Origin of the sequence: Nostoc spongiaeforme FACHB-130 (genome assembly GCF_014698475.1) — a bacterium.
Taxonomy (GTDB): Bacteria; Cyanobacteriota; Cyanobacteriia; order Cyanobacteriales; family Nostocaceae; genus Nostoc_B; species Nostoc_B spongiaeforme.
In genome coordinates, this window is sequence record NZ_JACJTB010000005.1 from 69,080 (window position 1) to 95,505 (window position 26,426).

The 26,426-nt window shown below is 39.7% G+C and carries 22 protein-coding genes; 3 read left to right on the plus strand and 19 right to left on the minus strand.

The features are described 5' to 3' along the window. Positions 1 to 253: 253 nt before the first annotated feature. From H6G74_RS06705 to H6G74_RS06725, 5 genes are all read right to left on the minus strand, one after another. Entirely contained in the window at positions 254 to 646 is a 393-nt protein-coding gene (locus tag H6G74_RS06705) for a hypothetical protein (protein ID WP_190966939.1), read from the minus strand. Positions 647 to 1,209: 563 nt separating this feature from the next. Beyond that, positions 1,210 to 1,731, minus strand: coding sequence for a hypothetical protein (locus H6G74_RS06710; RefSeq protein ID WP_190966940.1), 522 nt, complete (start codon positions 1,729 to 1,731; stop codon positions 1,210 to 1,212). Between the two features lie 88 nt (positions 1,732 to 1,819). Then, positions 1,820 to 2,260, minus strand: coding sequence for a hypothetical protein (locus tag H6G74_RS06715; protein WP_190966941.1), 441 nt, complete (start codon positions 2,258 to 2,260; stop codon positions 1,820 to 1,822). Between the two features lie 180 nt (positions 2,261 to 2,440). Further along, the gene (locus H6G74_RS06720; protein WP_190587895.1) at positions 2,441 to 2,623 is read right to left on the minus strand and encodes a CsbD family protein; all 183 of its coding nucleotides are present in this window, start codon (positions 2,621 to 2,623) and stop codon (positions 2,441 to 2,443) included. Between the two features lie 486 nt (positions 2,624 to 3,109). Continuing rightward, positions 3,110 to 3,571 (minus strand): hypothetical protein, encoded by a 462-nt coding sequence (locus tag H6G74_RS06725; RefSeq protein ID WP_062288109.1) that lies wholly within the window; start codon positions 3,569 to 3,571, stop codon positions 3,110 to 3,112. Positions 3,572 to 3,993: 422 nt separating this feature from the next. On the opposite strand from H6G74_RS06725, the gene uvrB reads away from it, so the two are divergent. Then, positions 3,994 to 5,991, plus strand: a complete 1,998-nt coding sequence (gene uvrB / locus H6G74_RS06730; RefSeq protein WP_190966942.1) for an excinuclease ABC subunit UvrB — start codon at positions 3,994 to 3,996, stop codon at positions 5,989 to 5,991. A gap of 16 nt (positions 5,992 to 6,007) precedes the next feature. Here the strand turns inward: uvrB and H6G74_RS06735 are convergent, their stop codons facing one another. The 8 genes from H6G74_RS06735 to H6G74_RS31795 form a co-directional block, all read right to left on the minus strand. Beyond that, a complete protein-coding gene (locus tag H6G74_RS06735) occupies positions 6,008 to 7,978 on the minus strand; it encodes an ABC transporter ATP-binding protein/permease (protein WP_190966943.1) in 1,971 nt (656 codons plus the stop codon). A 94-nt stretch (positions 7,979 to 8,072) separates the two neighbouring features. Further along, positions 8,073 to 11,345, minus strand: a complete 3,273-nt coding sequence (locus H6G74_RS06740) for a type 2 lanthipeptide synthetase LanM family protein (protein WP_190966944.1) — start codon at positions 11,343 to 11,345, stop codon at positions 8,073 to 8,075. Between the two features lie 123 nt (positions 11,346 to 11,468). Then, entirely contained in the window at positions 11,469 to 12,437 is a 969-nt protein-coding gene (locus H6G74_RS06745) for a hypothetical protein (RefSeq protein ID WP_242051170.1), read from the minus strand. Positions 12,438 to 12,652: 215 nt separating this feature from the next. Continuing rightward, positions 12,653 to 13,012 (minus strand): cinnamycin family lantibiotic, encoded by a 360-nt coding sequence (locus H6G74_RS06750; protein WP_190966946.1) that lies wholly within the window; start codon positions 13,010 to 13,012, stop codon positions 12,653 to 12,655. Positions 13,013 to 13,492: 480 nt separating this feature from the next. Then, positions 13,493 to 15,763, minus strand: a complete 2,271-nt coding sequence (locus H6G74_RS06755) for a transglycosylase domain-containing protein (protein ID WP_190966947.1) — start codon at positions 15,761 to 15,763, stop codon at positions 13,493 to 13,495. 255 nt (positions 15,764 to 16,018) lie between these two features. After that, positions 16,019 to 18,748 (minus strand): tetratricopeptide repeat protein, encoded by a 2,730-nt coding sequence (locus H6G74_RS06760; RefSeq protein ID WP_190966948.1) that lies wholly within the window; start codon positions 18,746 to 18,748, stop codon positions 16,019 to 16,021. 99 nt (positions 18,749 to 18,847) lie between these two features. Beyond that, positions 18,848 to 19,312 (minus strand): hypothetical protein, encoded by a 465-nt coding sequence (locus tag H6G74_RS06765; RefSeq protein WP_190966949.1) that lies wholly within the window; start codon positions 19,310 to 19,312, stop codon positions 18,848 to 18,850. 97 nt (positions 19,313 to 19,409) lie between these two features. Continuing rightward, positions 19,410 to 19,610 carry a DUF2887 domain-containing protein gene (locus tag H6G74_RS31795; protein WP_190966950.1) on the minus strand — a complete coding sequence of 67 codons (201 nt, stop codon included), beginning with the start codon at positions 19,608 to 19,610 and terminating at the stop codon, positions 19,410 to 19,412. 330 nt (positions 19,611 to 19,940) lie between these two features. Here H6G74_RS31795 and H6G74_RS06775 point away from each other — a divergent pair, with 330 nt between their 5' ends. Then, on the plus strand, positions 19,941 to 20,621 hold the full coding sequence (locus H6G74_RS06775) for a hypothetical protein (protein WP_190966951.1): 681 nt from the start codon (positions 19,941 to 19,943) through the stop codon (positions 20,619 to 20,621). 95 nt (positions 20,622 to 20,716) lie between these two features. Here H6G74_RS06775 and ureC read toward each other — a convergent pair whose 3' ends face one another. From ureC to purN, 6 genes are all read right to left on the minus strand, one after another. Next, entirely contained in the window at positions 20,717 to 22,423 is a 1,707-nt protein-coding gene (ureC, locus tag H6G74_RS06780) for an urease subunit alpha (protein WP_190966952.1), read from the minus strand. 68 nt (positions 22,424 to 22,491) lie between these two features. After that, positions 22,492 to 23,166 carry a Coq4 family protein gene (locus tag H6G74_RS06785; RefSeq protein WP_190966953.1) on the minus strand — a complete coding sequence of 225 codons (675 nt, stop codon included), beginning with the start codon at positions 23,164 to 23,166 and terminating at the stop codon, positions 22,492 to 22,494. Positions 23,167 to 23,212: 46 nt separating this feature from the next. After that, the gene (locus H6G74_RS06790; RefSeq protein WP_190966954.1) at positions 23,213 to 23,518 is read right to left on the minus strand and encodes an urease subunit beta; all 306 of its coding nucleotides are present in this window, start codon (positions 23,516 to 23,518) and stop codon (positions 23,213 to 23,215) included. A gap of 20 nt (positions 23,519 to 23,538) precedes the next feature. Further along, the gene (gene ureA / locus H6G74_RS06795; protein WP_190966955.1) at positions 23,539 to 23,841 is read right to left on the minus strand and encodes an urease subunit gamma; all 303 of its coding nucleotides are present in this window, start codon (positions 23,839 to 23,841) and stop codon (positions 23,539 to 23,541) included. A gap of 22 nt (positions 23,842 to 23,863) precedes the next feature. Then, positions 23,864 to 24,766, minus strand: a complete 903-nt coding sequence (locus H6G74_RS06800) for an urease accessory protein UreD (RefSeq protein WP_190966956.1) — start codon at positions 24,764 to 24,766, stop codon at positions 23,864 to 23,866. Next, on the minus strand, positions 24,763 to 25,443 hold the full coding sequence (purN, locus tag H6G74_RS06805; protein WP_190966957.1) for a phosphoribosylglycinamide formyltransferase: 681 nt from the start codon (positions 25,441 to 25,443) through the stop codon (positions 24,763 to 24,765). The genes H6G74_RS06800 and purN overlap by 4 nt, the downstream gene beginning before the upstream one ends. 24 nt (positions 25,444 to 25,467) lie before the next feature. On the opposite strand from purN, the gene H6G74_RS06810 reads away from it, so the two are divergent. Next, positions 25,468 to 26,352, plus strand: a complete 885-nt coding sequence (locus H6G74_RS06810) for a carbohydrate ABC transporter permease (RefSeq protein ID WP_190966958.1) — start codon at positions 25,468 to 25,470, stop codon at positions 26,350 to 26,352. The last annotated feature ends 74 nt before the right edge of the window (positions 26,353 to 26,426 follow it).

Sequence of the window (26,426 nt, forward strand, 5' to 3'; positions counted from 1 at the left end):
TTCTGCCTAAGTTTCCGGTGATAGGTTGATTATTCTTGAGTTTCGGCACTAATACTGCTATTCTCTCAATAATCAGTAGTGTTTTTTCTGTACCTACTCAATCAACCCTAATTGATTATTCCTTTACTTACCAAGATAAATACAAGGGTTCATACTGAATTGATATAATTATCTTATATCCACGGCACTGTCTCCTTTATGCCAGGAAACTCGTCCACCGCAATGGCTCAATTTTTACTTTTGCTTTGTTGTACTAGTCTCTTCTCGGAAACAATGGTTTTTCTGGTGATTTATCTTTTTTGTCAGAAAACTCTGTGCAATTTTTAGCTTCATCAGTCAGCACAATAGAAGGTTGTACTGCACATTTAAGATAATGATTATTAGAATAAAATCGACAATTTTTGCAAGGAACTTGATGCAAATTATTGACGCTAAATACCATTTTATTGTCTAGAAATCTCTTGATTTTTCTTAATATCAAGAAAAAAATTATCCAACTGAACAGCAGACCGATAGGACTTAAATATAATGTCGCAGCCGGAATATTTAGGTCTTGAGGTTGTGTTTTTTCGGTTTGATAATCACGGCGGCTTAAATGAGCATTATGGATTTCTATTGTTTTTTTTACTTCTGTTTTAGCAAACATAATCTGAGTATATATATTTGTGCTATTTTGAGATTTTTGAAATTTCAGTTTTTAGACTTCTGAATTTATTGCCTATATGCACCAGAATCATCTATATAACTCAATAAGAATCAGAGTTCAGTATAAATTCTTTACGATGCTATAGATGAATAAATTGGTTTAAGACACAGCTAAATTTAAAATTTAGCTGTCTACAATTAGTGGTGGATTCAGAGCCGTCACTAATTGATTCTGACTCCTGAGTTCTTCTGCAAACATATATAAATATTTTATGAGACAACTTGTGATACTAGGTATCTTTTTAAGACTCTAATTATATATTTAGCGAAATAAAAATCCTCATGTCTCTGTCGAGAGTTTTGATTATCGTTAATGGATATATATCAAAAGAAATAAGCTAATTGTTTCGTTTGCTATAAATAAATTTATGTAAAAAATGTAAAATATTTTACCGTTTAGATTTAGATTTTCTATGTTTTATTAATTTATTTAAACTGAATCGCTTTTTAGCCATAAAAAAAGGTGGTTTTACCCACCTAACTGTCTTACTCTCCAGAAAAAACTTATTTATGGCTACCTAACCATTTAGCGGCTGCAATACCTATAATTGCTGCAACCACGGGGTTACTCAGGAATTTAAGAATACCGGGTTGTTCTGCTAGAACTTCGCGGAAAATATCTGGATGGTTGTGATAAGCAAAAGAAGCGAGTTTGCTGACATCATCAGCACTCATTCGGTTGGGGTTGCGAGTAGAAAGACCTAGCTGTTGTTCTAAGTGGCGATCATCCAAACCTCTACCTTTCAAATGTTTGAAAAAGGCACGAGCGACATCATCTCGTTCATTTGGTTTAATTTGAGCGATCGCCTTTTGTAATTCTGGCTCCATTTGGCTGGTAGGAATGCTCTCTGGATGAAGAGAACGACCAAATAATTGACGACGTTGATCTGTAGTTGTCCGTTGAGCGAAATCGTCAAAATTATCGTACTGAGTAGCTGCATTAGTTGAGGGATCATCTAATGATTCCACATCACCTTGAGCTAAATCTTGCATGATTTGTCTTCTGTATTCTTCGCTGGTTGACACTTTTTTATCTCCTGATTCAAAATTAAATTCTGAATTTTCTCGGCAAAATTCTGGAATTTCTAAGTTTAAATTCAATCAATAACCCTAATTAGCTATACTTGACTTGATTTGTCTGGACATCATATTGAGTCGTCAAAATTAACTTTTTATCAGGGCCGTAAACCAAAACAGTTAAATCTTGATTGGGGAAATTTTTCCGAAAGCCTTGAACTAAAGACTTAGCTAGAGGGCGCACTTCATTAGGACTAACTTCACGAGAAATCACAACGCCTAATTTGTTGTTATCTCTGACATAAGCATCTTTGATTAAGCCTCTAGAGGTTTGTACTACCCAGTTACCAAAAGTTTGACCACCGGGAGTATTACCTCTTTCTAGTTCGCTGTAAGTGACATCTCTTCCAATTACAGGCGGATTGGTTGTGCGGTCAGCTTGGCTGACTGTAGCGCCACCACAAGCGGTAGTTACAGTTAAAATTACAATTAAAATACCTGCGATCGCAGTTTTGCGAATCTGCTCCAGCGATATCATTATTTCACTCCCAAAATAAACCTTTTAAATAAGTCAAATTACTTGTATAGGACTTACGCACAAAATTGTGTATGGAGATGAGATGGAGGGATAAAAGGTTATAGATGTCAGGATTTTGGATACACATATATACCCTTTCACCCTCCCCATCTTTTGATTAATTGCTAACTAGAATTAGTTCTAGTCAAGCTTTTTTTTAACAGAATCTTTGATATCTTCCATACCTTGACGTACTTCACCTTCGGCTTGTTTTGTTTTGCCTTCCGCTTTATCTTTAGGGTCGCCAGTTACGTTACCTAGTGCTTCTTGAGCTTTACCTTCAATATTTTTGGCAGTAGCTTTGGCGCGTTCTTCTAAACTCATTTTACTCTCCTAATATTATGTAAACTTAGATTCAAAGTTGTGAATTAACTTTGATTTTCTTGGTGATTACTCTTACAAATTAACTTGATATTTTAGCTCCAGCCTTCTGCCACAGGATATATTATTCGTCTATATAAAAAGAGAGAGAATCAAAATAAGCTAGATATAATGAGGAATAGTAAATAAATCTCCAAACTCATATCTTGCACTATTTTCAATAACCGTAGGGTAGGCAATGCTTACAACGTAAAAATTAAGGTTTGAGCTAATTTTTAGCATTGCCCACCCTACCTGAATTGCAATAAACAAACTCCTGTAAGATGTGAACAACTTCTTTAAGAAGTCGGTGATCTGAAACCAATAAACATCATAATTACGTTATCTAGATAATTAGATGAATCGATATTTTTATCTAATTAAATAATTAAAAAGCCCGCTCTCGTGAAGAGTTCGGGCTGTTGAAATAATTAAAGATGTTTTTGTATTCTAGTCGATAAAACCCATAAGAATTTCAGAATCGTCAATAGTGTTAGAAGCCACTGGACGGTTCCCCATGACAGAATAGCTGCTAGAAATTACCAAGGCACTTGAAGCAATGGGACGTAAACCAGAGAGGTTAATGCTATCAACAACTTTGATAGTGTTAGCAGCAATGGGGCGAATACCCATCACGTTGATAGTCTCTACTACTTCTAAATTACTAGCAGAAATGGGACGTATACCTGCAATTGAGACTGTTTCTGCTACTTGTAAATCGCTACCAGCAATCGGACGAACTCCAGCAATGGCTAGGGTTCCAGGCTTATCGGATTTTTCTGTATCTTGAGTGGTTTGATCGTTATTCACAGTTTGGCCTTGATTGTTTTCAACTTCCACCGTTGTTTCCCCCTTGAGCTTGGCACGTCTTTGGCGAGGACTAGCTGCTTTGCCCGTGCTGCTGATGCTCATAAACTCTACCTCTGGTTTCTTAAATGAACTTTACAATATTTGAGGAAAAATTAGACTTTTTCCCATATATCAAAGTTTACCCTTAAAAAACCTTGCATATATATAATTATCTTCAAAACTTACACATAAGTAAATTTAAAGTATCAATTTTTGTAAAATAATATTGCTGTTAATTCATTTGAGTTCTGTATGGCCACAGGTACAGAGTGGTATCGTTACCATGAGATAGGGTATTTCCAATCATAAGTGCTGAGTTGAAAGTGCTGAGTGCTGAGTTGAAAACACATCCACTCACAGGTGGGTTATCGATTTGAGATAAAAAAAATTTCGCTCTAACATAGTGAAGCATTTAGAAACAGATAAAAGTACTTAGCACTTTTTACTCAGCACTCAGCACTCAGCACTGAGTAAGGTAAAACTGTATGACAGAATTTTGTCTTCAAGCTCCCTTTGCACCGACGGGTGATCAACCACAAGCGATCGCACAACTTGTTTCCAGTATCCAATCGGGTAATCGTTACCAAACCTTACTGGGAGCTACAGGCACCGGCAAAACCTTTACAGTAGCAGCAGTAATTGAGAAAATCGGTAAACCAACCTTAGTTTTGGCACATAACAAGACTTTAGCTGCACAACTCTGTAATGAGTTACGTGAGTTCTTTCCCAAAAATGCAGTTGAGTATTTTGTCAGCTACTACGATTACTATCAACCAGAAGCTTATATCCCAGTCACAGACACTTACATTGAAAAAACGGCTGCGATTAATGATGAAATTGATATGTTGCGTCACTCAGCGACGCGATCGCTGTTTGAACGTCGTGATGTCATCGTCGTTGCATCTATTAGCTGTATCTACGGTTTAGGGATTCCCGCCGAATACTTAAAAGCAGCCATACCCTTAAAAATTGGGATGGAAGTTAATCAACGGGAAGTTTTGCGCGATTTAGCTTCAGTACAATATAGCCGCAACGATTTAGAAATGGGTCGGGGACGTTTCCGCGTCCGGGGTGATGTGTTAGAAATCGGCCCAGCCTACGAAGATAGAATTATTCGGGTGGAATTTTTTGGTGATGAAATTGATGCAATTCGCTATATTGACCCGGTAACAGGCGAAATTATTTCGAGTTTAGAAGCTGTCAATATTTACCCAGCACGACACTTTGTCACCCCAGAAGAACGCTTAGAAATTGCTTGCGAAGATATTGCCTTTGAATTAAAACAGCAGAAACTAGAATTAGAAACAACAGGCAAATTATTAGAAGCCCAACGTATAGATCAGCGCACTCGTTACGACTTAGAAATGTTGCGTGAAGTGGGTTATTGCAACGGCGTAGAAAACTATTCCCGTCACCTTGCAGGCCGACAAGCAGGCGAACCACCAGAATGTTTAATTGATTATTTCCCGAAAGATTGGCTGTTAGTTATTGATGAATCTCATGTGACTGTGCCGCAAATTCGGGGCATGTATAACGGTGACCAAGCCAGGAAAAAAGTGTTAATTGAACATGGATTTCGTCTGCCCAGTGCCGCCGATAATCGTCCTTTAAAAGCAGATGAATTTTGGCAAAAAGTTAACCAGTGTATTTTTGTTTCGGCAACACCTGGAAATTGGGAATTAGAAATTTCTGATCATCACATTGTTGAACAAGTCATTCGTCCCACAGGTGTCATTGATCCAGAAATTTCTGTGCGTCCCACCGAAGGACAAATTGATGATTTACTAGGAGAAATTAAAGACAGAGTTGACCGTCATGAAAGAACGCTAATTACAACATTAACTAAGCGAATGGCGGAAGATTTAACAGAATATTTGCAAGACCATAGCATTAAGGTACGGTATTTACATTCTGAAATTAATTCCATTGAACGGATTGAAATTATTCAAGATTTACGCGAAGGAAATTTCGATGTATTAGTTGGGGTAAACTTACTGCGGGAAGGTTTGGACTTACCAGAAGTTTCCTTAGTGGCAATTTTAGATGCTGATAAAGAAGGTTTTTTACGTGCTGAACGTTCTTTAATTCAAACCATTGGGAGGGCGGCGCGGCACATTCGCGGACAAGCGATTTTATATGCTGATAATTTAACAGACAGCATGATTAAAGCCATTGAAGAAACAGAAAGACGGCGTAACATTCAAACGGCATATAACCGGATACATGGCATTACACCACAACCAATTGTCAAAAAATCCAGTAACGCTATTTTGTCGTTTTTAGATGTATCTCGGAGGTTGAATAGTGCAGACTTAAAAGTTGTTGATGAACATATTGATGAATTACCTTTAGAAGAGATTCCCGGATTGATTGGCAAGCTAGAAGCCCAGATGAAAGATGCCGCCAAAAAACTAGAATTTGAAGAAGCAGCAAAATTGCGCGATCGCATCAAACATCTGCGAGATAAACTATTAGGTCATTAGGTGACAAAATGCTGAATTAAAGACTATTTTGTTCCACAGTGGATGCTCGCCTTTGATTTTTCTGGGCGGGTAAAAACTGCCAAGTGGAATCACCTTTTAATTCTAACAATAATTTGTGATATTTCATCAAACTAGAGCGATGTCCTACACTAATAAATGTTGTGTGCATTTGTTGTAATTGTTGATAAAGCTGCTCCTCGTTTTTCATGTCTAAAGCACTTGTGGCTTCATCTAAAATTGCATAACGGGGACACATTAATAACAGTCGCGCAAAGGCAATACGTTGCTGTTCACCTAAAGATAAAACATTATCCCAATCTAGTTGTACATCCCAACCGCCAATTCTATCAGGTAATTCGGCTAAATTGACTTTGGCTAATACTTGATTAAGTTCCGCATCTGTGAAGTTATGAATGGTTTTGGGATAAAGTAATTGGTCGCGGAGAGTTCCCAAAATCATATAAGGACGTTGGGGTAAAAACATCATTTCTGCTAAATCAGGACGGATAACTACACCAGTTCCCGCATTCCATAAACCAGCTAAGGAACGTAGTAAGGAACTTTTACCACAGCCACTGTTACCCATAATTAACAGACTTTTACCATCTGCGATCGCTACTGATAAATCTTTGACTAAGGTACGTTCAGAATTAGGGGTTTGTAAAGTAATATTTTGAAATTCCACATGATTATCAGTGACTAATTCAATGGTTGATTTGGAGTTAAGTTGAGTTTGTGGTTTATCTAAAGCTTGAGAGAAGCTACCTAAACGATTTATTACTGCTGCAAAAGCACTTAAAGTTTCAAATTTACTGACAATAACTGATAGTACCCCTAACACCTGATTACAAGCAATAGTAGCTTGAGTAATCACTCCCAGTTCAATTTTTCCTTCTAAATATAGAGGTGCAACTACTAAATACGGAATAATCATAATTAAATAACGGTATCCAGTGGTAAAAAACTCCATATTACGCTGCCATTCAATCATGCTATTGGTGTTTTGAATAGCATGATTGAATCGCTGTTTGACTTGGCTAGATTCTTGCTTTTCACCACCATAAAAGGCGATAGATTCAGCATTATTACGGATATGAACTAAGCTATAACGAAAATCAGCTTCACATTTTAGTTGGTCGTAATTGAGAATAATTAATTTTTGGCTAAAAATTGTAGTAATGAGATTACCGATAATTGAGTAAGCAATTAAAATACCCACCAATAATTTAGAAATAGACCAGAGAATTCCACAAAAAACTATTAAATCAAGAATTTGATTGAGAGCGGTTAAGAATAAGTTAATACTATTTTGGATGAAAGAGCCAATTTCTGAAGAAATGTGTTGGTCTGGGTTATCTATATTGGGGTTAGAGTTTATATAATAGTAAGCTCGCTTTTGAAAATATTTCTGAAGAAAGTGATTAGTCAACCAATTGAGCCAATGTATAGCTAACTTCTTCCTGAGATATTGGGAAATAACTACAATAACTGTAGTGACAATCAAAACACCAGTATAAATTAATAATAACCGAAAATATTCAGGTGAATTTTTATTAGCGATCGCAGTTACTAAATCACGCCCAACATAACTACCGACTACGTTAATAGCACTTACATATAAAATAATTAATAGCATTCCCGCTAATATTAACCACGCCCGCCAATGATATTTTAAATGTTTCCAATAATAGCCAAAGACGATGAGGGGAATAATAAAAGTTAATCTAATAATATGTACAATGGGAGAGTTAATATTTTGGTGAATAAATCCTGATAAACCAGGAGCAAGATTATTTAAAAGTTGAGGAAAATATTGTTCACTGATTAAACCGAATAATTCTATAGATACAAAAAACACTCCAAATACAAACACCACTAACAGTAACACCAGCATCAAAAAAGGTTGACTACCAGCATTAAGAGGAAACCAGTAAGGTTGTGCAACTGTTAAAAATTGCTGCCAAAATCGAGATTTTATCTTTTGCATTGTCTGAATTTATTAAATATCTGGGAGTTTCTAGTAAGGACTTCAGTCCTCAAAAATATGAGAACTAAAGTCCCTACTAAGAACGCAAACTACTTTAGGAGTAAGCCACTAACTCCCGTTGCTCATCAAATTCCGCAGCAACTACCTGTTGAGGTGGTATATCCAACAGTAGCGGTGAAGGAATACGCTGAGGATCAGCTAGACGTAAGAAGTGCATCCCAATACCTGATAACCCAGTCATCAAATCAGGTAAGATATCGCCACCACCAGCACCGCAAGTCCAACGATGAGCGCGTTCAAAGTTACGCCATTGTGCTGTAGCTTGGACATTTGCTTCCATTTGCAGATATGGTTTATTTCTAACTAATGCAAACCGCAGTAATAACTCTGAGTTTCCTGATTTACCATGACAAAGGGAATCATCTGTTAAGCGGTTAAAGCTGCGGAGTGTAATATCTAAGGCTTTGTGTGCTTCTCCTAAAATATTAGAATCAGTTTTACCCAATATCGCCCAACTATCAATGCGGCTTAAACCAATACCAGCTGCTCCATTACACCAAAAATAACCAAACTTCGCTCCTGGTGCTTTTTTCGTCATGACCGAGGTGCGTAAATCATACCAATTACCTTCTACGGTGTCGAATTGGGTAGCTTCATAAGCAAAGGCTTGTAATCCAGCTTTAATATATTTGGATTCGTTAGTATATGCACCTAAACGAATTAACGCCCAACCTATACCTGCATTTCCGTGAGCAAAGCCTGTGAGATGTCCCTGTGCTAACTCTGGATTATAAGGCCAAGCCAAGGTATCACCGACTGTAACAGCATTTTGCAATAGGTGTTCAGCACAAGCGATCGCACAGCGCATAGCTGTGTGAGAATGAGGATGGGCTTGAGCTAGTCCCAACATCACAGGAATTACCCCAGACACCCCATTAATTATGTCGTAATAACTATCTTGACTAATCAGGGGATAGAGTTCATCACACAACTCCTCAGCCAATTCTAAAAGTTGTGGTTGCTGCCATAATTGAGCTAAATGTGTCAGGGTGTAGATTAAACCAGCTTTTCCTTGATAAGCTCCAATCATGACGCGATCGCGTTCTTTGATAGCATGATCTAAAGCCTGTTCTGCGGCTGGGCGAAATTCTGGATGAGGTCGGATAGCATCAAGATAAGCTAAATACAATGCAACACCAACAGAACCAGTATAAAGTGATGAACCAATATCAACTAACTTTTTACCTGTAGAGGAGAAATCAATAGTTTGCCACGGTGCTGCGGCTGAGGTATCTTGCTTGAGTGAACACAACTGTTTCCCTATCTCATAGGCGTAATTCACCGCCGAATCAATAAAGTGTTGATTGTTAATTTCTCCAGTAGATAAGCTGGTGTAAATATATTGATTTTGCCGCATTTGGCTATCTTCTGATAACCTGTTGATTCTGGCGATGGCGTTTTCTAATGGGGAAACTGCTAAAGAATCAGATAAATGTTGCTGATAGTTGAAAATTAGTTCCTTACTTTCGGCTTTAGTAGTAAAAATGGGAATGTCTAGTTGCCATAAAGCTTGAATTTCTAATTCCGCCAGCTTACCTGCATCATCCCACATCCGGGGACGCTCAATTAAACTATGGTAAACCAAATCAACTTCTAAAGGTTCAGCCAAACATTTAGGATGGCGTGCAGAATTTAGGATGTGTGCGTAAAGTTGTGTAGCGCGGTTGACGAAACGCACAGAGGAATCTGCAAATAATTCTTCAAATAAGGTGATTGCTCTGGTACGATTTTGCAATACCCAGCGATAAACTTGGTTAAATCCGTCCACAATACACTCTTGATAAGCGTGTGGATGTACTATCTGACCTTGGTAATATATCCGATTTTTTCCTTTTACTTTTACCTCCACCCCAACTTCATGTTCCACTGCTAAAGCCAAGGACATTCGGTTGTTAATTTGGGGAATAGCAAAAGGTACTTTGTAAGACTCCCCACCACCATAACCACTTAAGCTAATGCGCCCTTCCGCCTCTGGAGTATTATTAGGTAGTGGCCAGTCTAGCATCCCCGTGCTAAATACAGAATCAAACATCGTATCTGGTGATTTTGTCATCCGACGTGGTACTACTTCTAAAGCCGTTTCGCAGTCACAGATAAAAGCATTACAATTAGAAACCAAAATATTTTCAAAATGCAAGTCACTACCGCCCAAAATGTGGAAGATAGCTAAATAACCACCGAGTTGCTGATAAAAAGTTTCCACAACTTCCTGGCTATCTGTATGGTTCTGCACTTTCAAAAATTCTGCATAACCATAATCTGATTTACACAACAGGCGATAATTACCAAATCTGACGACTTTTTCTTCAATTAAAGTTGCTAATAAACCTTGCATTGCTGCTTCTGATTTAATACAGCGTGGTTTATAAACAATAGTTTCTAATTGACCATTAGCCAAGGCTAAACTTACCATCACTACAGTGTGACCACCAGCATGGGCATCAGAATTTCCCATAGCAAAACCTACAATTTGCTGTATGGGGACACCATTAAAAAAAGTAGTACTAATTTCACTGCGATCGCCACTCACTCGCTGGATTATTTCTTCCCCAATTTTACTTAAAAAATACGTAACTTGTGCTAATTGTCGAGTCAAAACAGGGAACTTACAATAAAATTTGTGATAACCTTGTTCACTATTAAATATATTCTCAAAATAATCAATATAAGCTTGAGCATCATTTGATTTATCGATATTGTATTGATGACAGTATAAATTAATATCAGCTTCTAAAGCATGAGCCAAAGCTCGTTCAAAACGCTGGAGTAAATCTAGTTGAATATCAGTAATTACCTGCGGATTAATTATGTTATTGGCTTGAGCAATTGGTTCTAGAGTTTGTTGCAACCAACGTAAAAACGGCTCACAAACTTTAGCAAAGCGTCGGTAGTAAATGTCTGGATGATACCAAGCACTATTAGCAAAATCAGTTGCAGATAAATTCAAAGTAGTCAACGCCTCAGCATAAACTTGTAACCATGTAGTATGAAGTCGAGTAAACTCTGCCCTTTCTGATACCGATAAACTCGCTAAATTCAGTTCATATAATTTATAATCTATGAGTAATTTTTCTAAATTACTCATGGTAGGTATTCTGGTAGCTAACTGTTGATATAGCTGCTGTTTTACTTGCGTAGCTGCTAATTTACCAGATATTTTCTTAATTGCCCACTTATCTAATGGTGTGAGTTGATTTGTACAATTTTCTAGGATATTACCAAAAGCTAAATTGTTAGTAATTATTAAACGCTCAGATAAGTTGCTGGCACGACAAGCCAATTCAGTTAAAGCTAAATTATCAAGCATGATAAAACTCCTCCAAAGTAATATTTTGGTTTCAAAATAGATTCGTATTGAGAATTAGTGCTGAGTATTCAGTGATGAAACAATAAAACAATGAGCAGGGTTAATAGTTTTTTATTTTTTCACCTATACCCCTACATCCCTATAAGGCCAAAATCCCATATACGCTTTGGCTTCTAAAGGTAATCCTGGCTGGTAAACAATTTTAGTGCAGAGTGTGTAATTAGCAGATTTATCTTGTTTTGAAAACTCTGGCCAAGCTAGAACTGCTTTACTTTTATCAGAACTGCATAAACCTTGGCTAATTAAGTAATTATAGAAGGAATACCAACGTTTATTATGTTGTGGCAAACCCAAAAGATAGCATTCTAAACCGATTCTTGGTAAGACGCGATCGCCCATATCATAACTCAAAACAATATTATCTATAAATGGCGAAATATTCTTAATCACTTCATCTAGTTCATCAACATCACCTGTCCAGCCAATATCAACTAAATAATGACTAATTTGATGATGCAGTAACCCATTAACATTTAATCTTAAAATATCAGACCAACGTGACAACATCGCTGCTACACAAATTATCTTTGCACCTTCAGGTAAAGTATCAAAACATATTTGTATATTCTTTGATATTTGCGGCGTAATCTTTTGTTCACCAAGCAAACGCTTCGCCATCTCTAACAATAGTTGATGATTCCAGTTAACATCGAGGTTTAATACTAAAAATATTCCTGGATTTGGTATATCAGAAATTCTCCCATCTACATCAAATTCCAGCCCTATTTCCATTAATCTTTGATTAAGGAAAGAATCAGATATACACCATTCCCAGCATATATCCTGCAATCTCTTCCAGACAGGGTAATTCAGAAAGTGTTGAGGTAAATGAACATCAGGATTAAAAACAATCGTTGAGAAATCTACTTGAGATTGGTTTGCAGCTAACCGACATTCTAAAAGTGCATTGCTAAGAGGAGGAAGAGTTTGAACTAAACTATCAATATTAGAGAAAATTTCGCCGGAAATCACCTCCGAACCAAGTTTTGCAGCTAATATTTTTAGGTTACTTTGTACAGCAACAATCATCATTTTTATTCCATATTCGCAATAACTTGCCAGCAAAAAGACTATTTTCTGCTGGCAAATTTTTGTTTACACCCAGCCGTCAATTACCTACTTTGGTAAGCTCCACATTATGCTAAATGATGGTTATTGAAAAATATATTACTTCAGCCTAAAAAACAGTTGGCTATTGACGGCTGCTTCAGCATTTGTCTTGTTTGCTAGTTTAGGCTGTTTTTTTATTACAAACTATGGCCATCACATAAGATTGTCCAACCGGAAACACACGTACTTTGGCAATCAGGTGGTAGACCGTCATCGGTAGTGGGACGATCACCATCACAACGAACAGTGAAGCCAGATACACAAGTCGCTCCTGCCTCAATTTCAATGTTACCGTCACGTCCTACTACCAACTCGACAAAGGTCATATTCTGTTCTTCTACAGCATCAGGTAGTTGTTCCAAATCTTCTTTAGTGATACCGAACTCTTCAGGACGACTCAATAGTTCGTGTCTGAACTCTGCATCGACAATTGCACGTTCCAGCAAATGTTCAGTGTAGTTTACAGGTGATTGAGTCAACAGATTTTGAGTAGACATAAGTTTTACCTCACAAATGATTTTTGTTTGTTGTTAGTTGGATGATTGCTCTCGGAAGTTAGCTTCTCCCTGACAATCATTAAGTAACTATCAGAGTAGTTTGTGGGAATTATGCAACTAGGGGAAAATCTAGCAAGAATTCTCATTTTGGAACGGTTTTGCTTCATTTCAGTCACCCCAGATTCGTTAAGAATTATCAACTAAGTAAGTCGGTGGAAAAAAAACCAAACTATGTTACGAAACTTAAATTGGCTTGAAACCCTTACCAATGACAAATGACAAATGACAGCCTTCGTTAGTTATGTTTAATTGCACCGCCCTACTTACGGTTGGTGAGATGATGTACAGTGACGCATTAAATGGTGTCGAGACAAATTCCTGTCATCGAGTTAAGCCTTACCTACTTTGGGCTGATAATTATTGGTATTAGTAGAGGTAAGTTTCCGTCTTACTTTTAAGCTTATAGAACTAGCCTGTGAGCTATCTAGCAATTCTCCCCATATACCTCCCCCACAGTTGAGCAGCTTGGGCGCTGCTACCGTAAGTGGGGGAATTATTATCATTTCCTAGCCAGATACCTGTGACTAATCGACGGCTAGGAATAAACCCAATAAACCAAAGGTCAACGTTTTTATCAGTTGTTCCTGTTTTACCAGCTTCTCCCAAACCAATTGACGCACTCCGTCCTGTACCTCTTGTAACTACGCCTCGCATTAAGGTAGTCATTTCATCAGCTACTTCTGTAGACAGAACTCGCTTGTTAGCTTCACGGTTTTGGTCAAAAGAATAAATCACACGACAAGTTTTTAAATCTTTACGATCCTTGCAATCACCACTGTCGAGAATGCGGCTAATGGCGTGGGGAGGATTCCACATACCTCTATTCCCAATTGCACCAAAAGCCCCGGTCATTTCTAAAACGTTTACCACACTTTGACCCAATACCAAACCAGGAACCGGATCAAGTTGTGACTTTACCCCCAATTTCTGAGCCATTGTCACAACTTTATTTAAACCAACTTCGCGGGCGACTCGCAAAGCAATCGGATTTTCAGACAGTGCCAAACCCGTGGCAATATCTAAACTGACATCAGCACCAGAACGGCAAGGTTTATAAGTAAAACCCTGCCAAGGCAAAGGGGCGCAAGAATAAGTTTTATAGGGGGAAATTCCTTGTTGTAGGGCTGCGGCGTAGGCAAAAATTTTAAAGGTAGAACCTGGTTGTCTTTTGGCTTGGAAAGCACGATTAAATTGACTTTTGCGGTAATCAGTACCACCCACCATTGCCAAAATACTACCTGTTTTGGAATCTAAAGTAACGATCGCCCCTTGGGAAAAACGCAAGCTTGAACCTTCATTATTCACAGAATTTCGCAGTGAGGCTTCAGCTTGGGCTTGAATTGCTGGGTCAAGTTGGGTTTCAATGATGTAGTTTCCTTCCCTAGCTGCACCTTCTCCTAAGATTGAGTCGAGTTCTTGAAAAACATAATTATAAAAATAAGGTGCAATAGTTTTGGCTTGCTGTTCGCACACTTTCGGGCTGACTTGCACTGTAGAACGTCTCGCCCGGTTTGCATCTTCTTGGGATATCTTGCCCATTTCCAACATCCGCTTAATTACACGGTTGCGGTAATCAGCAGCTTCTAGTTTATTGAGGCCGTCACCACAAAAATCAAACGCATTGGGCGCAGGTAAAATACCCACTAACGTTGCGGCTTCGGCTAAGGTGAGTTCTTTGGCTGACTTCTCAAAGTAATACTTAGCCGCATCTTCAAAACCTGAAGTATCTCCGCCCAAAAACACGCGATTTAAGTAAGTCAGCAAAATGTAATCTTTGCTATAAAAAGTTTCTAACTTCAGTGCCACAATAGCTTCACGCAATTTTCGTCCCAGGGAGTCTTGGGAACCAACGTAATCACGGAATAAACTCCGAGCGACCTGTTGGGTAACTGTACTCGCTCCTTGCTGTAAATCACCACTGCGGCTATTAATTAAGACTGCCCGTAAAATCCCCAAGGGGTCTACACCAACGTGCCAGTAGTAACGGCTATCTTCTGAAGCGACGACTGCATTAGCCAAATAAGGGCCAAAGTCTTGCAGGTTCTTCATATCTACGTGAGAAGTTGTTCTTGGTTCACGTAGAGGCGTTGAACCATCACGGGCATAAACTATAACTGGGGCGCGAGTGGCTGTCGGTAAAGGTCGAACGGAAAACTTCAGCCATTCCACACCAATGACCAAGGCTAACAAAGCACTGGCACCAGCAACACCATAGCCTGCCCAGGTTGCAGCTTTGACATACAGTGCTGGTGGATCTACATATTGCAATCTGACTGATGCTGCTAGTTCTGGCGGCCCTAGAGTGATGATATCGCCATGCCGCAGTTCTAAAGAAGTCAGCCGCCGTTTCCCTAGATAAATCCCATTGGTTGAGTTTTCATCTCGAATTACGAATACAGGTTTGCGTTGGGTAGAGTCCCGCGACAAAGACAGATGAATTTGGCTGACAACTGGGTTACGAACGACGATATCGCAAGATTTAGAACTGCGTCCTAGAATATAGCGATCGCCTAACAATGGGTAGACCTCCGCCTTATCCGCCCCTGCATCCTGTACCCAAAGTTCCGGTACTCTAGCATTTGGCTTCAGTGCCAGCTTGGAAAAATCGACCCTAGCTTGAATTGTATGTACGGCTTGAGTCAGTTGACCAAGTATAGTTTGTGGCTTTTGGGGAGGTTGGGGAGAATTCATCGGCTATTAGATCACGATTATTTAAGAGTGAAGAATCGGCGAATGGCGATTTCCTGACAGGTCTTTCACCATTTTACTCATAAGCCACAGCAGAAGTTGGGACAATTCCGCATCATTGCGCCTTGAGCCACATTTGTCAATCAGCTTAACAATCCAAGGCGATGTATTGAAGTTACACTACACCTAGCGATCGCATCAAAAATCACGTTGGCTGAGTCAAGTGAAGAGAATGCCAGTGCGATCGCCCAATTCAATTTATTGATTATGTTGCTGACAAATAGCCAGATTTTCACGAAAAGTAATTGTGCTAGGATGACTTACCCCTAAACTCAGTTCCGCAATTTGCAAAGCCTTCTGGAACAGTGGTTCGGCTTTACCGTACTTGCTTTGGGAATAGTAGAGTTTAGCCAAATTATAATAACTGGTGGCAACATCAGGATGTTGTTCTCCCAGCAGTTGTTGATAAAGTTGCAAAGCTTGCAGGTACAGTGGCTCCGCTTCGCTGTACCTGCCTTGATAATAATAGAATAGAGCTAAATTATTGTAACTGATGGCAACATCAGGATGTTGTTCTCCCAGCAGTTGTTGATAAAGTTGCAAAGCTTGCAGGTACAGTGGCTCCGCTTCGCTGTACCTGCCTTGGGAATCGTAGAGTTCTGCCAAATTATAGTAACTGGAGGCAACATCAGGATGTTGTTTTCCCAGCAGTTGTTGCCGCAGTTGCAAAGCCTGCAGGTATAGGGCTTCCGCTTCGCTGTACCTGCTTTGAGAATAGTAGAGTTTAGCCAAATTATTGTAACTGGTGGCGACATGTGGATGTTGTTCTCCCAGCAGTTGTTGTGTTAGTTGCAAAGCTTTCTGTAACAGTGGTTCGGCTTCGCTGTACCTGCCTTGGGAATAGTAGAGTTTTGCCAAACTATTGTAACTGGTGGCAACATGTGGATGTTGTTCTCCCAGCAGTTGTTGCCACAGTTGCAAAGCCTTCTGTAACAGTGGTTCGGCTTCGCTGTACTTGCCTTGGGAATCGTAGAGTAGAGCCAAATTATTGTAACTGGCGGCGACATCAGGATGTTGTTCTCCCAGCAGTTGTTGCCGTAGTTGCAAAGCTTTCTGGTACAGTGGCTCGGCTTCGCTGTACCTGCCTTGGTAATTGTAGAGTGCTGCCAAATTATTGTAACACATGGCGATATGTTGATGTTGTTCTCCCAGCAGTTGTTGATAAAGTTGCAAAGCCTGCTGGTACAGTGATTCGGCTTCGTTGTACCTACCTTGGTAATTGTAGAGTAGAGCTAAATTATTGTAACTGGAGGCGACATCAGGATGTAGTTCTCCCAGCAGTTGTTGCCGCAGTTGCAAAGCCTGCTGGTAAAGTGGCTCGGCTTCGCTGTACCTGCCTTGGTAATTGTAAAGTAGAGCTAAATTATTGTAACACATGGCGACATGTGGATGTTGTTCTCCCAGCAGTTGTTGATAAAGTTGCAAAGCCTTTTGGTACAGTGGTTCGGCTTCGCTGTACCTGCCTTGGGATTCGTAGAGTCCTGCCAAATTATTGTAACTGGTGGCGACTGAGGGATGTTGTTCTCCGAAGCGTTCTTTTGCCACTGATACACATTGCTCTCGCCAAGGTAAAGCTTGGGCGTAAGCTCCCTGACTTTCATAAAATCTACTCAAGCCCACAAATGGCCAAATTAAATCTTCATCACTTAACCAAGCGTGGTAAGCCTTGGCAGCTTCAGCAAGGTGGCGAATAATGGGAGTAAATGTAGTAATGTCTTCCAATACAGGTTTTTGAGGAATTGCTTGCGCTACTTCTACCATCGCCGCGCAGTAATTATATTTTTGCTCATCAGCAACGGCTAAGTTGTTTTGCTTATCTCTAAAAAACTCTTGAATCAGTCGATGTAACCGATAACTATCTTCACCTTGGATTAAATGCAAGTTTTCTAATTCAACTCTCGCATCTTCCAATGCTTCAGCATCTTTCTCTTTTGCCACACTTTCTACCAAATTCCAAGGAATCGGAACCAAAGCAAATAAACTGAGTAAACAACCTAAATGTTGAGCAGGTTCACTTAATTCTGCCCAACTCAATTCAAAAGCTGCGGCTACTCCTCGTTTTACATTAAGTGTCCAAGTAGGGTCATTTTCATCAACTACTAAAGAAGGATGAGCTAATCCTTTTTCTTCTAACCGTCGCAACATCTGGGCTAAATTTATCTTGCGTTTTTTTACATACCTTCCAACTAATTGCAAAGCTAAGGGCAAATAACCTAAACGCTGACAAAGTTCTTGAGCCTTTGCCGATTCTTGCTTTACTTTATCTTCCCCAATTAATTGATTGAGTAATAACAGTGCATCGCTTTCTTGTAAAACTTCTAAAAATAAAGAACCAGCTAAATCTAATTTGAGTCGCGTGGTAATAATTACCTTAAACTGAGATGGTTGGGGTGGTAGGTAGGGTTTTATCCCACCATAATTTGTCACATCATCTAACACTATGAGTGTGTTTCCCTTCCGCCAATGTTGCCAACACCAACGCACTCGCTCTGGTAATTCTAAATCATCAGGAATTGGCAAACCTAAATCTGTTCTGGCAAATTGTACAATTTGCAAACCAATATCTTCTGCTCTTCCTTGTAGCCAACAAATTCCACCAGGGTAACTCTGTAATTGTAAATGCAGCAGCGAATACTGGATTGCTAATTCAGTTTTCCCCACGCCCCCCATACCTTCCACAGCCGCAATGACTACTTCATCATTACGTTGCAACTGTTGATAGAGACGTTTTAATTTTCCCTCTCTTCCGACAAATTTATCTGTGTTACTTTTAGGAATGTTTTGCGGAAATCCAGTGGGTTTAGGAATATTATCTAAATTATTAACTGTTTGATAAATCTGGGTAATATCTTTGATTGTAATATTGCCACCGACTTGTAAATTTTCAAGTTTTACTTGTACAACTTCAGAGTCTGGCTCATTAATCATAATTTTAAACTAGAATATGGCATTACATTATGAGGCTTTTGTTGGGTTTCGCTATCGCTCCACCCAACCTACAAACTGTGATAAATTGCAAATTATGAATTATCTTTCAACGTCTTGGTTTAAGTTACTCACATCAATGTTTTTAGCTTTTACTTGTTTAACGTTTACTTGCTCAACAGAACCATCTCCCGCAACTTTTTGAGTGAGGTCTTTTAGTGTTAAACCCTCAGTGAGTTCAATTTCACTCAAAACTACTTGACGAATAGTTGCATCTTGTGATTTTAGCTGTTCAACTAGTTCTTTCAATTTATTGGCAAATTCTGGATCTGCATCCATTTGAGTTTGCAATTCATCTTGTAGCTTTTCTTTATTTTTGTCTGTGGGATCATTTTCGGCTCGTTTGAGTAAGCCTTCTGTTCCCTCTGCTTTAAACTTTTCACGAATGGTATCTACTAGTTTCGCAAATGTATCAGTCGCACCTTTGCCTAAAGCTTTACCACTTTCTTTGATTGCTTCCGAGAAAAATAGAGAGACAATCACTGCTGCTGTTAAAGGTTCTACCATAAGCTTGTACTTAAATGGAGTAGTAACAAAGTAGTATACAAACTTACTGTACAAGTTTTCGGATTTTGAAGCGATCGCAAATGGCTAAAAATTATAACTAGTATAGGTTGGGTTGAAGAATGAAACTTAACACACATAGGCTTTTGTTGGGTTTTGAGATCGCTCCAACTAACCTACATTTCTTCTTCAGTGAATCAAAAAGGTAGTTTTGAGCATTATTTGGAGGATGCTTCAGTAGCTCAAATAACAAAGGTGGAAATTGTTGAACTAGTTTATAAAATATCGAATCTCGTCGCATAAAAAATTTTAATATTTATCAGTAAAATATTTAGCCATCTAGATTTTGTCTGAAATAAGTTATTTGGTTTACATTGATAAATTTCTGATTTTTATCTATGTATCTCTGACTCTATCTGGAGTTAGTTATCAGATGACTACAATTTTTTGATGATTTTTTGTATTTTAAACAACGAATTTGCTTCAGTAAAATTATTGAAATCAATATTTTTTAGGAGAGATAACTAAATTTTCTAGCATAAATAAACATCAGCTTTTAGGATGATTTTTTAAATTTAATTGTTTGGTTTAATGGGGCGAGTGTTCTGTTTCCGTTGAGGTTAAGTTCATAATGAAGGGAAAATCTCTGTCTTTGATTGGTACAGCTTTGACTTTGGCTTTGAGTGCTAATGTTGCAGTTGCTCAATCCAGTAAATCCCCAATTGCTCAGTCCAGTAGCCCATCCACTAGTTCACCAACGGAAATTCAGCTGTCACCAGAAGGTTTAAAAATTCTGTGTGAACGTTTCCCCTTAAATTCCCGTTGTCCTAACGGTCAACCACTTACTCCAAGTTCTTCTGGTACTACCACCGTACCCGAAACACAGCCTTCTAGCACCACAACCAGCCCAGACAGTACAACTACTACACCTGAGTCAACACCTAACAGCACAACAGTACCTGCTGAACCTACAACTCCTGGCAGTACAACCGCACCAGACACCACAAATCCTACCAATACAATTCCCGCTCCTGGTAGCACCACACCAGATTCCACAACCCCTGGTAGTGTAACTCCTGCACCAGATTCCACAACTCCTAATCAAATTACACCAGCCCCAGATTCCACAACCCCTGGCAGCACAACTATGCCAGATTCCACAACTCCTAATCAAATTACACCAGCCCCAGATTCCAGCACTCCTGGTAGTGTAACTCCAGCCCCAGATTCCACAACTCCTGGTAGTGTAACTCCAGCCCCAGATTCCACAACTCCTAACGGCGGTGTTCAACCAGGTTCGACATCTCCTTAGTCATCTGTGATCTAGCGTCTAGTCCAGCAATTAATAATTAGACGATAAATGATAAGAGAGATTGCGATCGCAATCTCTCTTATCATTTTGGTAATTCAAAATAAAAAGTAACGCTGTGCCATTGGTAAAACTGTTGCAGGTTCACAGGTGAGTAATTCACCATCAGCCCTGACTTCGTAAGTTTCTGGGTCTACTTCAATGTGTGGTAATGCGTCATTTAGCTTTAAGTCACCTTTGCTTAATTGGCGAGTTCCAGTCACCGCCACAGTTGATTTTTTTAGTCCCAACTGATGAGGAATTTCTCTTTCTAAAGCCTCTTGAGAAACAAATGTGAAAGATGTTGCATTCCTCGCACCAGCAAAACTGCCAAACATTGGTTGCATGTGAACGGGTTGGGGTGTGGGAATACTGGCGTTAGCATCACCCATTTGCGCCCAAGCTATCATTCCACCTTTAATCACTATCTCTGGCTTGACACCAAAAAACGCAGGTCGCCACAAGCATAAGTCTGCAATTTTTCCGGCTTCTACGGAACCGACATAATCAGCAATTCCATGTGTAATGGCAGGATTAATAGTGTATTTTGCTACGTATCTTTTGGCGCGTAAATTATCCGCTTGGTTATCTCCCTCTAGACTTCCTCGTTGTACTTTCATTTTGTGGGCGGTCTGCCAAGTACGAATTATTACCTCTCCCACTCTCCCCATTGCTTGAGAGTCAGAAGAAATCATACTAAACGCGCCTAAGTCATGCAAAATATCTTCGGCGGCGATGGTTTCTCGGCGAATGCGAGATTCAGCAAAAGCCACATCTTCCGCAATACTTGGGTCGAGGTGATGGCACACCATTAACATATCTAGGTGTTCATCTAAAGTGTTGAGGGTATAGGGACGGGTGGGATTTGTCGAAGAGGGGAGTACATTTGCTTGACCGCAGACTTTGATGATGTCTGGTGCATGTCCGCCACCTGCGCCTTCGGTGTGGTAGGTATGAATGGCGCGGTTTTTAAAGGCGGCGATGGTATCTTCCACAAATCCGGCTTCGTTGAGGGTGTCGGTGTGGATGGCTACCTGCACATCATATTCATCAGCCACACTCAGACAAGTATCAATGGTGGCGGGAGTTGTCCCCCAGTCTTCATGCAGTTTTAAACCCATTGCACCGGCTTGCACTTGTTCTGCTAATGCTTGGGGTTGACTGGCGTTACCTTTACCCAAAAATCCCAAGTTCATCGGAAAAGCATCAGCAGCTTGTAACATCCGGTAAATGTTCCAAGGGCCGGGGGTACAGGTAGTGGCGTTGGTTCCAGTGGCGGGGCCAGTTCCGCCGCCAATCATAGTTGTGATTCCAGAAGCGATCGCCACTTCAATTTGTTGGGGACAAATAAAATGTATATGGCTATCAATTCCGCCCGCCGTGAGAATCATTCCCTCGCCAGCTAAGGCTTCAGTTCCAGGGCCAATAATAATATCTACGTTGTCTTGAATATAAGGATTACCCGCTTTACCAATTTTAAATATCTTGCCATCTTTAATGCCGATGTCTGCTTTGACGATTCCCCACCAATCGAGAATCAAAGCATTGGTAATGACTAAATCAACAGCACCATCGGCGTTAGAAATGGGGGATTGTCCCATCCCATCACGAATCACTTTACCACCGCCAAACTTCACTTCATCACCGTAGGTAGTAAAGTCTTGTTCGACTTCGATAAATAATTCTGTATCTGCAAGGCGGATGCGATCGCCTACTGTGGGGCCATAAGTTTCTGCATAGGCGCGGCGAGACATTCTATAACTCATAACTAATCCTGATAATCATTTGTTATTCCCATCTGAAACACTCCAGCTACTGAGGGCAGATTTGAGTTTTAGGGTATATAGACTGAGGTGGGTTCAATTCCTAGTTCGCTGCGCCATTGGGATAGGGGTTTATCCCAGTTTTCTTCCCATTTTTGGGCTATGAGGGGTTTAGCTTTTGCTCCCATACGATAGCCTATGGCAATTTGTGTTAATAAATGATCCATTTGTTCTGGTGCATTAATTAATGTTCTCATTAATCCCCCTGCTAAGAGAATGATGGGTAAGGGGATACGAATTTGAGCTAAACAAAATGCTTGTAATCCTAATTCACCGTTGACATCAAAGCCTAATCCTGTAACTACATGCCAAATATCATGAGTTTGTCTGAGGCGATGCAAGATATAGCTGGTGTCATCTGTGATTTTTAAACCCCGATAGTAATTGGGGTCAAAACCTGTATCTTTGATATATTTAGCAAAAGCATATCCTAGTGAACCTTCAGGACATTTGCCGATCGCTTCCATATCTGGAGGTGGTGCAATGTAACGTTCTTGAATAATTTGTGCTACTTCTGGTTTTGATTTGATATATTCAATCGCTAATTTAGTCGCTTTGATGTTAATCATCCCATCTTCAATATCAGGAGTTGCATCAGCGCGACCAGGATCTATAAATAGAGTAATTGCACCTTTTAAGGTATTTAAAAATTCTAGATTTAAACCGCGTAAATCTTTCAAAAACATCTGACCCTGCCTTTATGTATTTGGTATTAAGGCATGAAAGCCTTAACTATAATTGGCCATTTACCTTAGCATTAAAACCATAGACTTGCCGACTACCAGTAAAGGGTATTAAAGTGACTTCCTTTTCATCCCCTGTCTCAAAGCGTACTGCCGTACCAGCCGGAATATCCAGACGCATTCCTTTGGCTTGTTCTCTATCAAAAATTAGAGCAGAATTAACTTCATAAAAGTGAAAATGTGAACCTACTTGGATAGGGCGATCGCCTGTATTTGCCACTGGCAATTTTACAGTCTGACGACCTGCATTTAGTTCTATTTCACCTACTGCTGTGATAATTTCTCCAGGTATCATAGTAATTTTCTAAAATAAATTTAACGAATTGGATTATGTACTGTCACTAACTTTGTGCCATCTGGAAAAGTGGCTTCTACCTGGACTTCATGTACCATTTCTGCTACACCTTCCATCACCTCATCTCTTGTTAATAAAGTTGTGCCGTAACTCATTAATTCCGCAACAGTCTGTCCATCTCTTGCGCCTTCTAAAATTGCAGCAGATATATAAGCCACTGCTTCAGGATAATTTAATTTCAAGCCTCTTTCTTTGCGTCTTTCCGCTAATAAAGCAGCAGTAAAAATTAATAATTTATCTTTTTCCTGCGGCGTAAGTTGCATCTTTGCATCCTTTATCGTTTGTTTAAATCTGCCAAACTCTGGGTATACATATACCACGACTCAAAAATGATGTTCGTAGTATGTGCCAAACAGCTGTAAACCAGTTTCGCACCTCAGATGTGGAAGCGCCGCGATATCTACACAAAAGTCCATGTTCTAGTTGTGTCACGCCTACTAAGTGCTGAGTGCTGAGTGCTGAGTGCTGAGTGGAGAGTAGTGGTTCGACTCCGCTCACCAAGCGGGAGTGGGGGGTAAAGAGAGAACGTGCTGTTTCGACGATTTCTGTGGAGACTGGATGACCAAGCCAAATCAAGCTACCGACGATGGGTTGTCCAAATAAACCATGCGGACTGTGAAAAATTTCGGGATTCCCTGGTAACAATTGACGATCTATCCATAATGGAACACCTTGCTGCCAAATTTCACTGTGCGATCGCCATTTTCCTTGTAAGAATTTCTCTCCTCTGGCGCTGCGACCAAAGCGGGTAATTTCCCAGCCTAAAAAACTAGCTCCGGGTGCTAATTCTACCCGTAAATCTTGGCGATAATCTGCGCCGTTAAACAAAATTGTTTCTTGGGGTAACAATTCTAAACAAGCACCTGCATCAATTTGAATATCGATAGTTTGTCTGGCTTGCAAGCCATTACTGCGGTAGATTTTACTGGCTGCGGCTGTGGTAATTAAAGCTTGGGTATTGGGTTTGAGGTGAAAATGAGATGATAAGCGATCGCCTCCCACCACACCCCCGGCTGTATGTAAAATAACACTATGGCAGACTTGTTCACCTTCTGGGTAAAACGGACGTTGCACTTTGAGCGGTGCTTGATGATGGTTATAAATTAACTGGGTCGAATTTTGGCAATTCTCATATACTAAGTTCAGTTTTCCCTGCCAAGCTGTTGCTGTTTGTGGTTGATCAATCATTTAGCTGCGATTTCCCGCCTTGGGGCTTGATGTGAGATTTGACTAGCCGCGATCGCAATTGCCTGTGGTAAAATTTGATGCTCTTGAATTTGAATCCGGGCATGGAGTGTTTCTGGTGTATCATCCGGTAACACAGGCACAGCCGCTTGCATTAATATCGGGCCGCTGTCAACTTCTAAACAAACCAAATGCACCGTACAGCCAGTAATTGTTACCTTTGCTTGCAAAGCTTGTTCCACCGCATGAAGTCCCTTAAAACTTGGTAACAAACTCGGATGAATATTAATAATTCTGTTAGGAAAAGCATCAATTAACACAGATGTTACCAGCCGCATCCAGCCAGCTAGAATTACCAAGTCAACATCATGCTGGCGCAAAGTCTGGACAATTTGTTGATCTAAAGTTTCTCGATTTTTGTATTCGCGGTGGTTTAATAAAACAGTTTCTACACCACGGTTAGCGGCTCGTGTTGCTGCTTTCGCACCGGGATTATTGTAAATTAGAACTGGAATTTGGGCATTAATTTGGCCATTTTCCATAGCTTGGGCAATTGCTTCAAAATTGCTACCATTTCCAGAAGCCAGAATACCTAGCTTAATCGGAGTATCACTAGATGGTAGGCGATCGCTAATATGGGGAGAAACCAAGCTAAAACTAGAATCGGGGCGAAAGGTCATAACAGCAACAAGGAAAATTAATAGATGCCAAAGATATATACTAATAAATCATGGTTAGATAATGATACATTCGCCGCTTGGACTTTTCTTGCACCCGCATTAATTTTATTAGGAATTTTTGTAATTTGGCCGATCGCCTATTTGTTTTACCTGAGTTTCACGGCTGGTAGTTTTACATCCACAGGTACTTATTGGGTAGGTTTAAAAAACTACTGGCGTTTGTTACTTAACCCTGATTTTTGGCAAGTTTTAGGCAATACAATTTATTTTACCCTGGCGACTGTCATCCCCAGCTTAATTATTCCTTTGGGGTTGGCAGTATTATTAAATCTTTCTCTAGCTTTGCGGGGAATCTTAAGAAGTGCCTACTTTTTACCTTCCATTATTTCTCTCGTCGCGGCTGGTTTAGGATTTCGCTGGCTGTTTCAAACCACTGGCCCTATCAACGCATTTTTAAATTCATTTGGTATTGCACCAATTCCTTGGCTAGGAGATACCTTTTGGGCAATGCCTGTGTTAATTATTTTAAGTATTTGGAAACAATTAGGTTTTAATATGGTTGTTTTCTTAGCCGGGTTGCAAGCAATTCCTCCCAGTCGCTATGAAGCAGCCGAATTAGATGGTGCAAATGCTTGGCAACAATTTTGGTATGTAACTTTACCAGGATTACGCCCTACTTTAATTTTCGCCACCATCACCACAGCAATTTTCACATTACGCAGTTTTGAACAAGTTTATGTAATTACTGGTGGTGGCCCTTTAAATTCAACTAATTTATTGGTTTACTACATTTATCAAGAAGCCTTTGGTCAATTTGATTTTGGTTATGCAGCAGCGGCCGCAACAGTGTTATTAGCCATCGCTTTAGTTTTAGTGTATTTTCAATTACAAACTTGGGGCGAAGAATAATTATTTTGATTTGTGAGTAGCAATATCCCCGACTTCTTGAATAAGTCGGGGATCTTTTATGATTATTTCCTGAC

Coding starts and splice junctions, on each gene's coding strand:
- H6G74_RS06705 (WP_190966939.1), bottom strand. CDS start 646: ATGTTTGCTAAAACAGAAGTAAAAAAAACAATAGAAATCCATAATGCT.
- H6G74_RS06715 (WP_190966941.1), bottom strand. CDS start 2,260: ATGATATCGCTGGAGCAGATTCGCAAAACTGCGATCGCAGGTATTTTA.
- H6G74_RS06720 (WP_190587895.1), bottom strand. CDS start 2,623: ATGAGTTTAGAAGAACGCGCCAAAGCTACTGCCAAAAATATTGAAGGT.
- H6G74_RS06725 (WP_062288109.1), bottom strand. CDS start 3,571: ATGAGCATCAGCAGCACGGGCAAAGCAGCTAGTCCTCGCCAAAGACGT.
- uvrB (WP_190966942.1), top strand. CDS start 3,994: ATGACAGAATTTTGTCTTCAAGCTCCCTTTGCACCGACGGGTGATCAA.
- H6G74_RS06735 (WP_190966943.1), bottom strand. CDS start 7,978: ATGCAAAAGATAAAATCTCGATTTTGGCAGCAATTTTTAACAGTTGCA.
- H6G74_RS06740 (WP_190966944.1), bottom strand. CDS start 11,345: ATGCTTGATAATTTAGCTTTAACTGAATTGGCTTGTCGTGCCAGCAAC.
- H6G74_RS06745 (WP_242051170.1), bottom strand. CDS start 12,437: ATGATGATTGTTGCTGTACAAAGTAACCTAAAAATATTAGCTGCAAAA.
- H6G74_RS06750 (WP_190966946.1), bottom strand. CDS start 13,012: ATGTCTACTCAAAATCTGTTGACTCAATCACCTGTAAACTACACTGAA.
- H6G74_RS06755 (WP_190966947.1), bottom strand. CDS start 15,763: ATGAATTCTCCCCAACCTCCCCAAAAGCCACAAACTATACTTGGTCAA.
- H6G74_RS06760 (WP_190966948.1), bottom strand. CDS start 18,748: ATGATTAATGAGCCAGACTCTGAAGTTGTACAAGTAAAACTTGAAAAT.
- H6G74_RS06765 (WP_190966949.1), bottom strand. CDS start 19,312: ATGGTAGAACCTTTAACAGCAGCAGTGATTGTCTCTCTATTTTTCTCG.
- H6G74_RS31795 (WP_190966950.1), bottom strand. CDS start 19,610: ATGCGACGAGATTCGATATTTTATAAACTAGTTCAACAATTTCCACCT.
- H6G74_RS06775 (WP_190966951.1), top strand. CDS start 19,941: ATGAAGGGAAAATCTCTGTCTTTGATTGGTACAGCTTTGACTTTGGCT.
- ureC (WP_190966952.1), bottom strand. CDS start 22,423: ATGAGTTATAGAATGTCTCGCCGCGCCTATGCAGAAACTTATGGCCCC.
- H6G74_RS06785 (WP_190966953.1), bottom strand. CDS start 23,166: ATGTTTTTGAAAGATTTACGCGGTTTAAATCTAGAATTTTTAAATACC.
- H6G74_RS06790 (WP_190966954.1), bottom strand. CDS start 23,518: ATGATACCTGGAGAAATTATCACAGCAGTAGGTGAAATAGAACTAAAT.
- ureA (WP_190966955.1), bottom strand. CDS start 23,841: ATGCAACTTACGCCGCAGGAAAAAGATAAATTATTAATTTTTACTGCT.
- H6G74_RS06800 (WP_190966956.1), bottom strand. CDS start 24,766: ATGATTGATCAACCACAAACAGCAACAGCTTGGCAGGGAAAACTGAAC.
- purN (WP_190966957.1), bottom strand. CDS start 25,443: ATGACCTTTCGCCCCGATTCTAGTTTTAGCTTGGTTTCTCCCCATATT.
- H6G74_RS06810 (WP_190966958.1), top strand. CDS start 25,468: ATGCCAAAGATATATACTAATAAATCATGGTTAGATAATGATACATTC.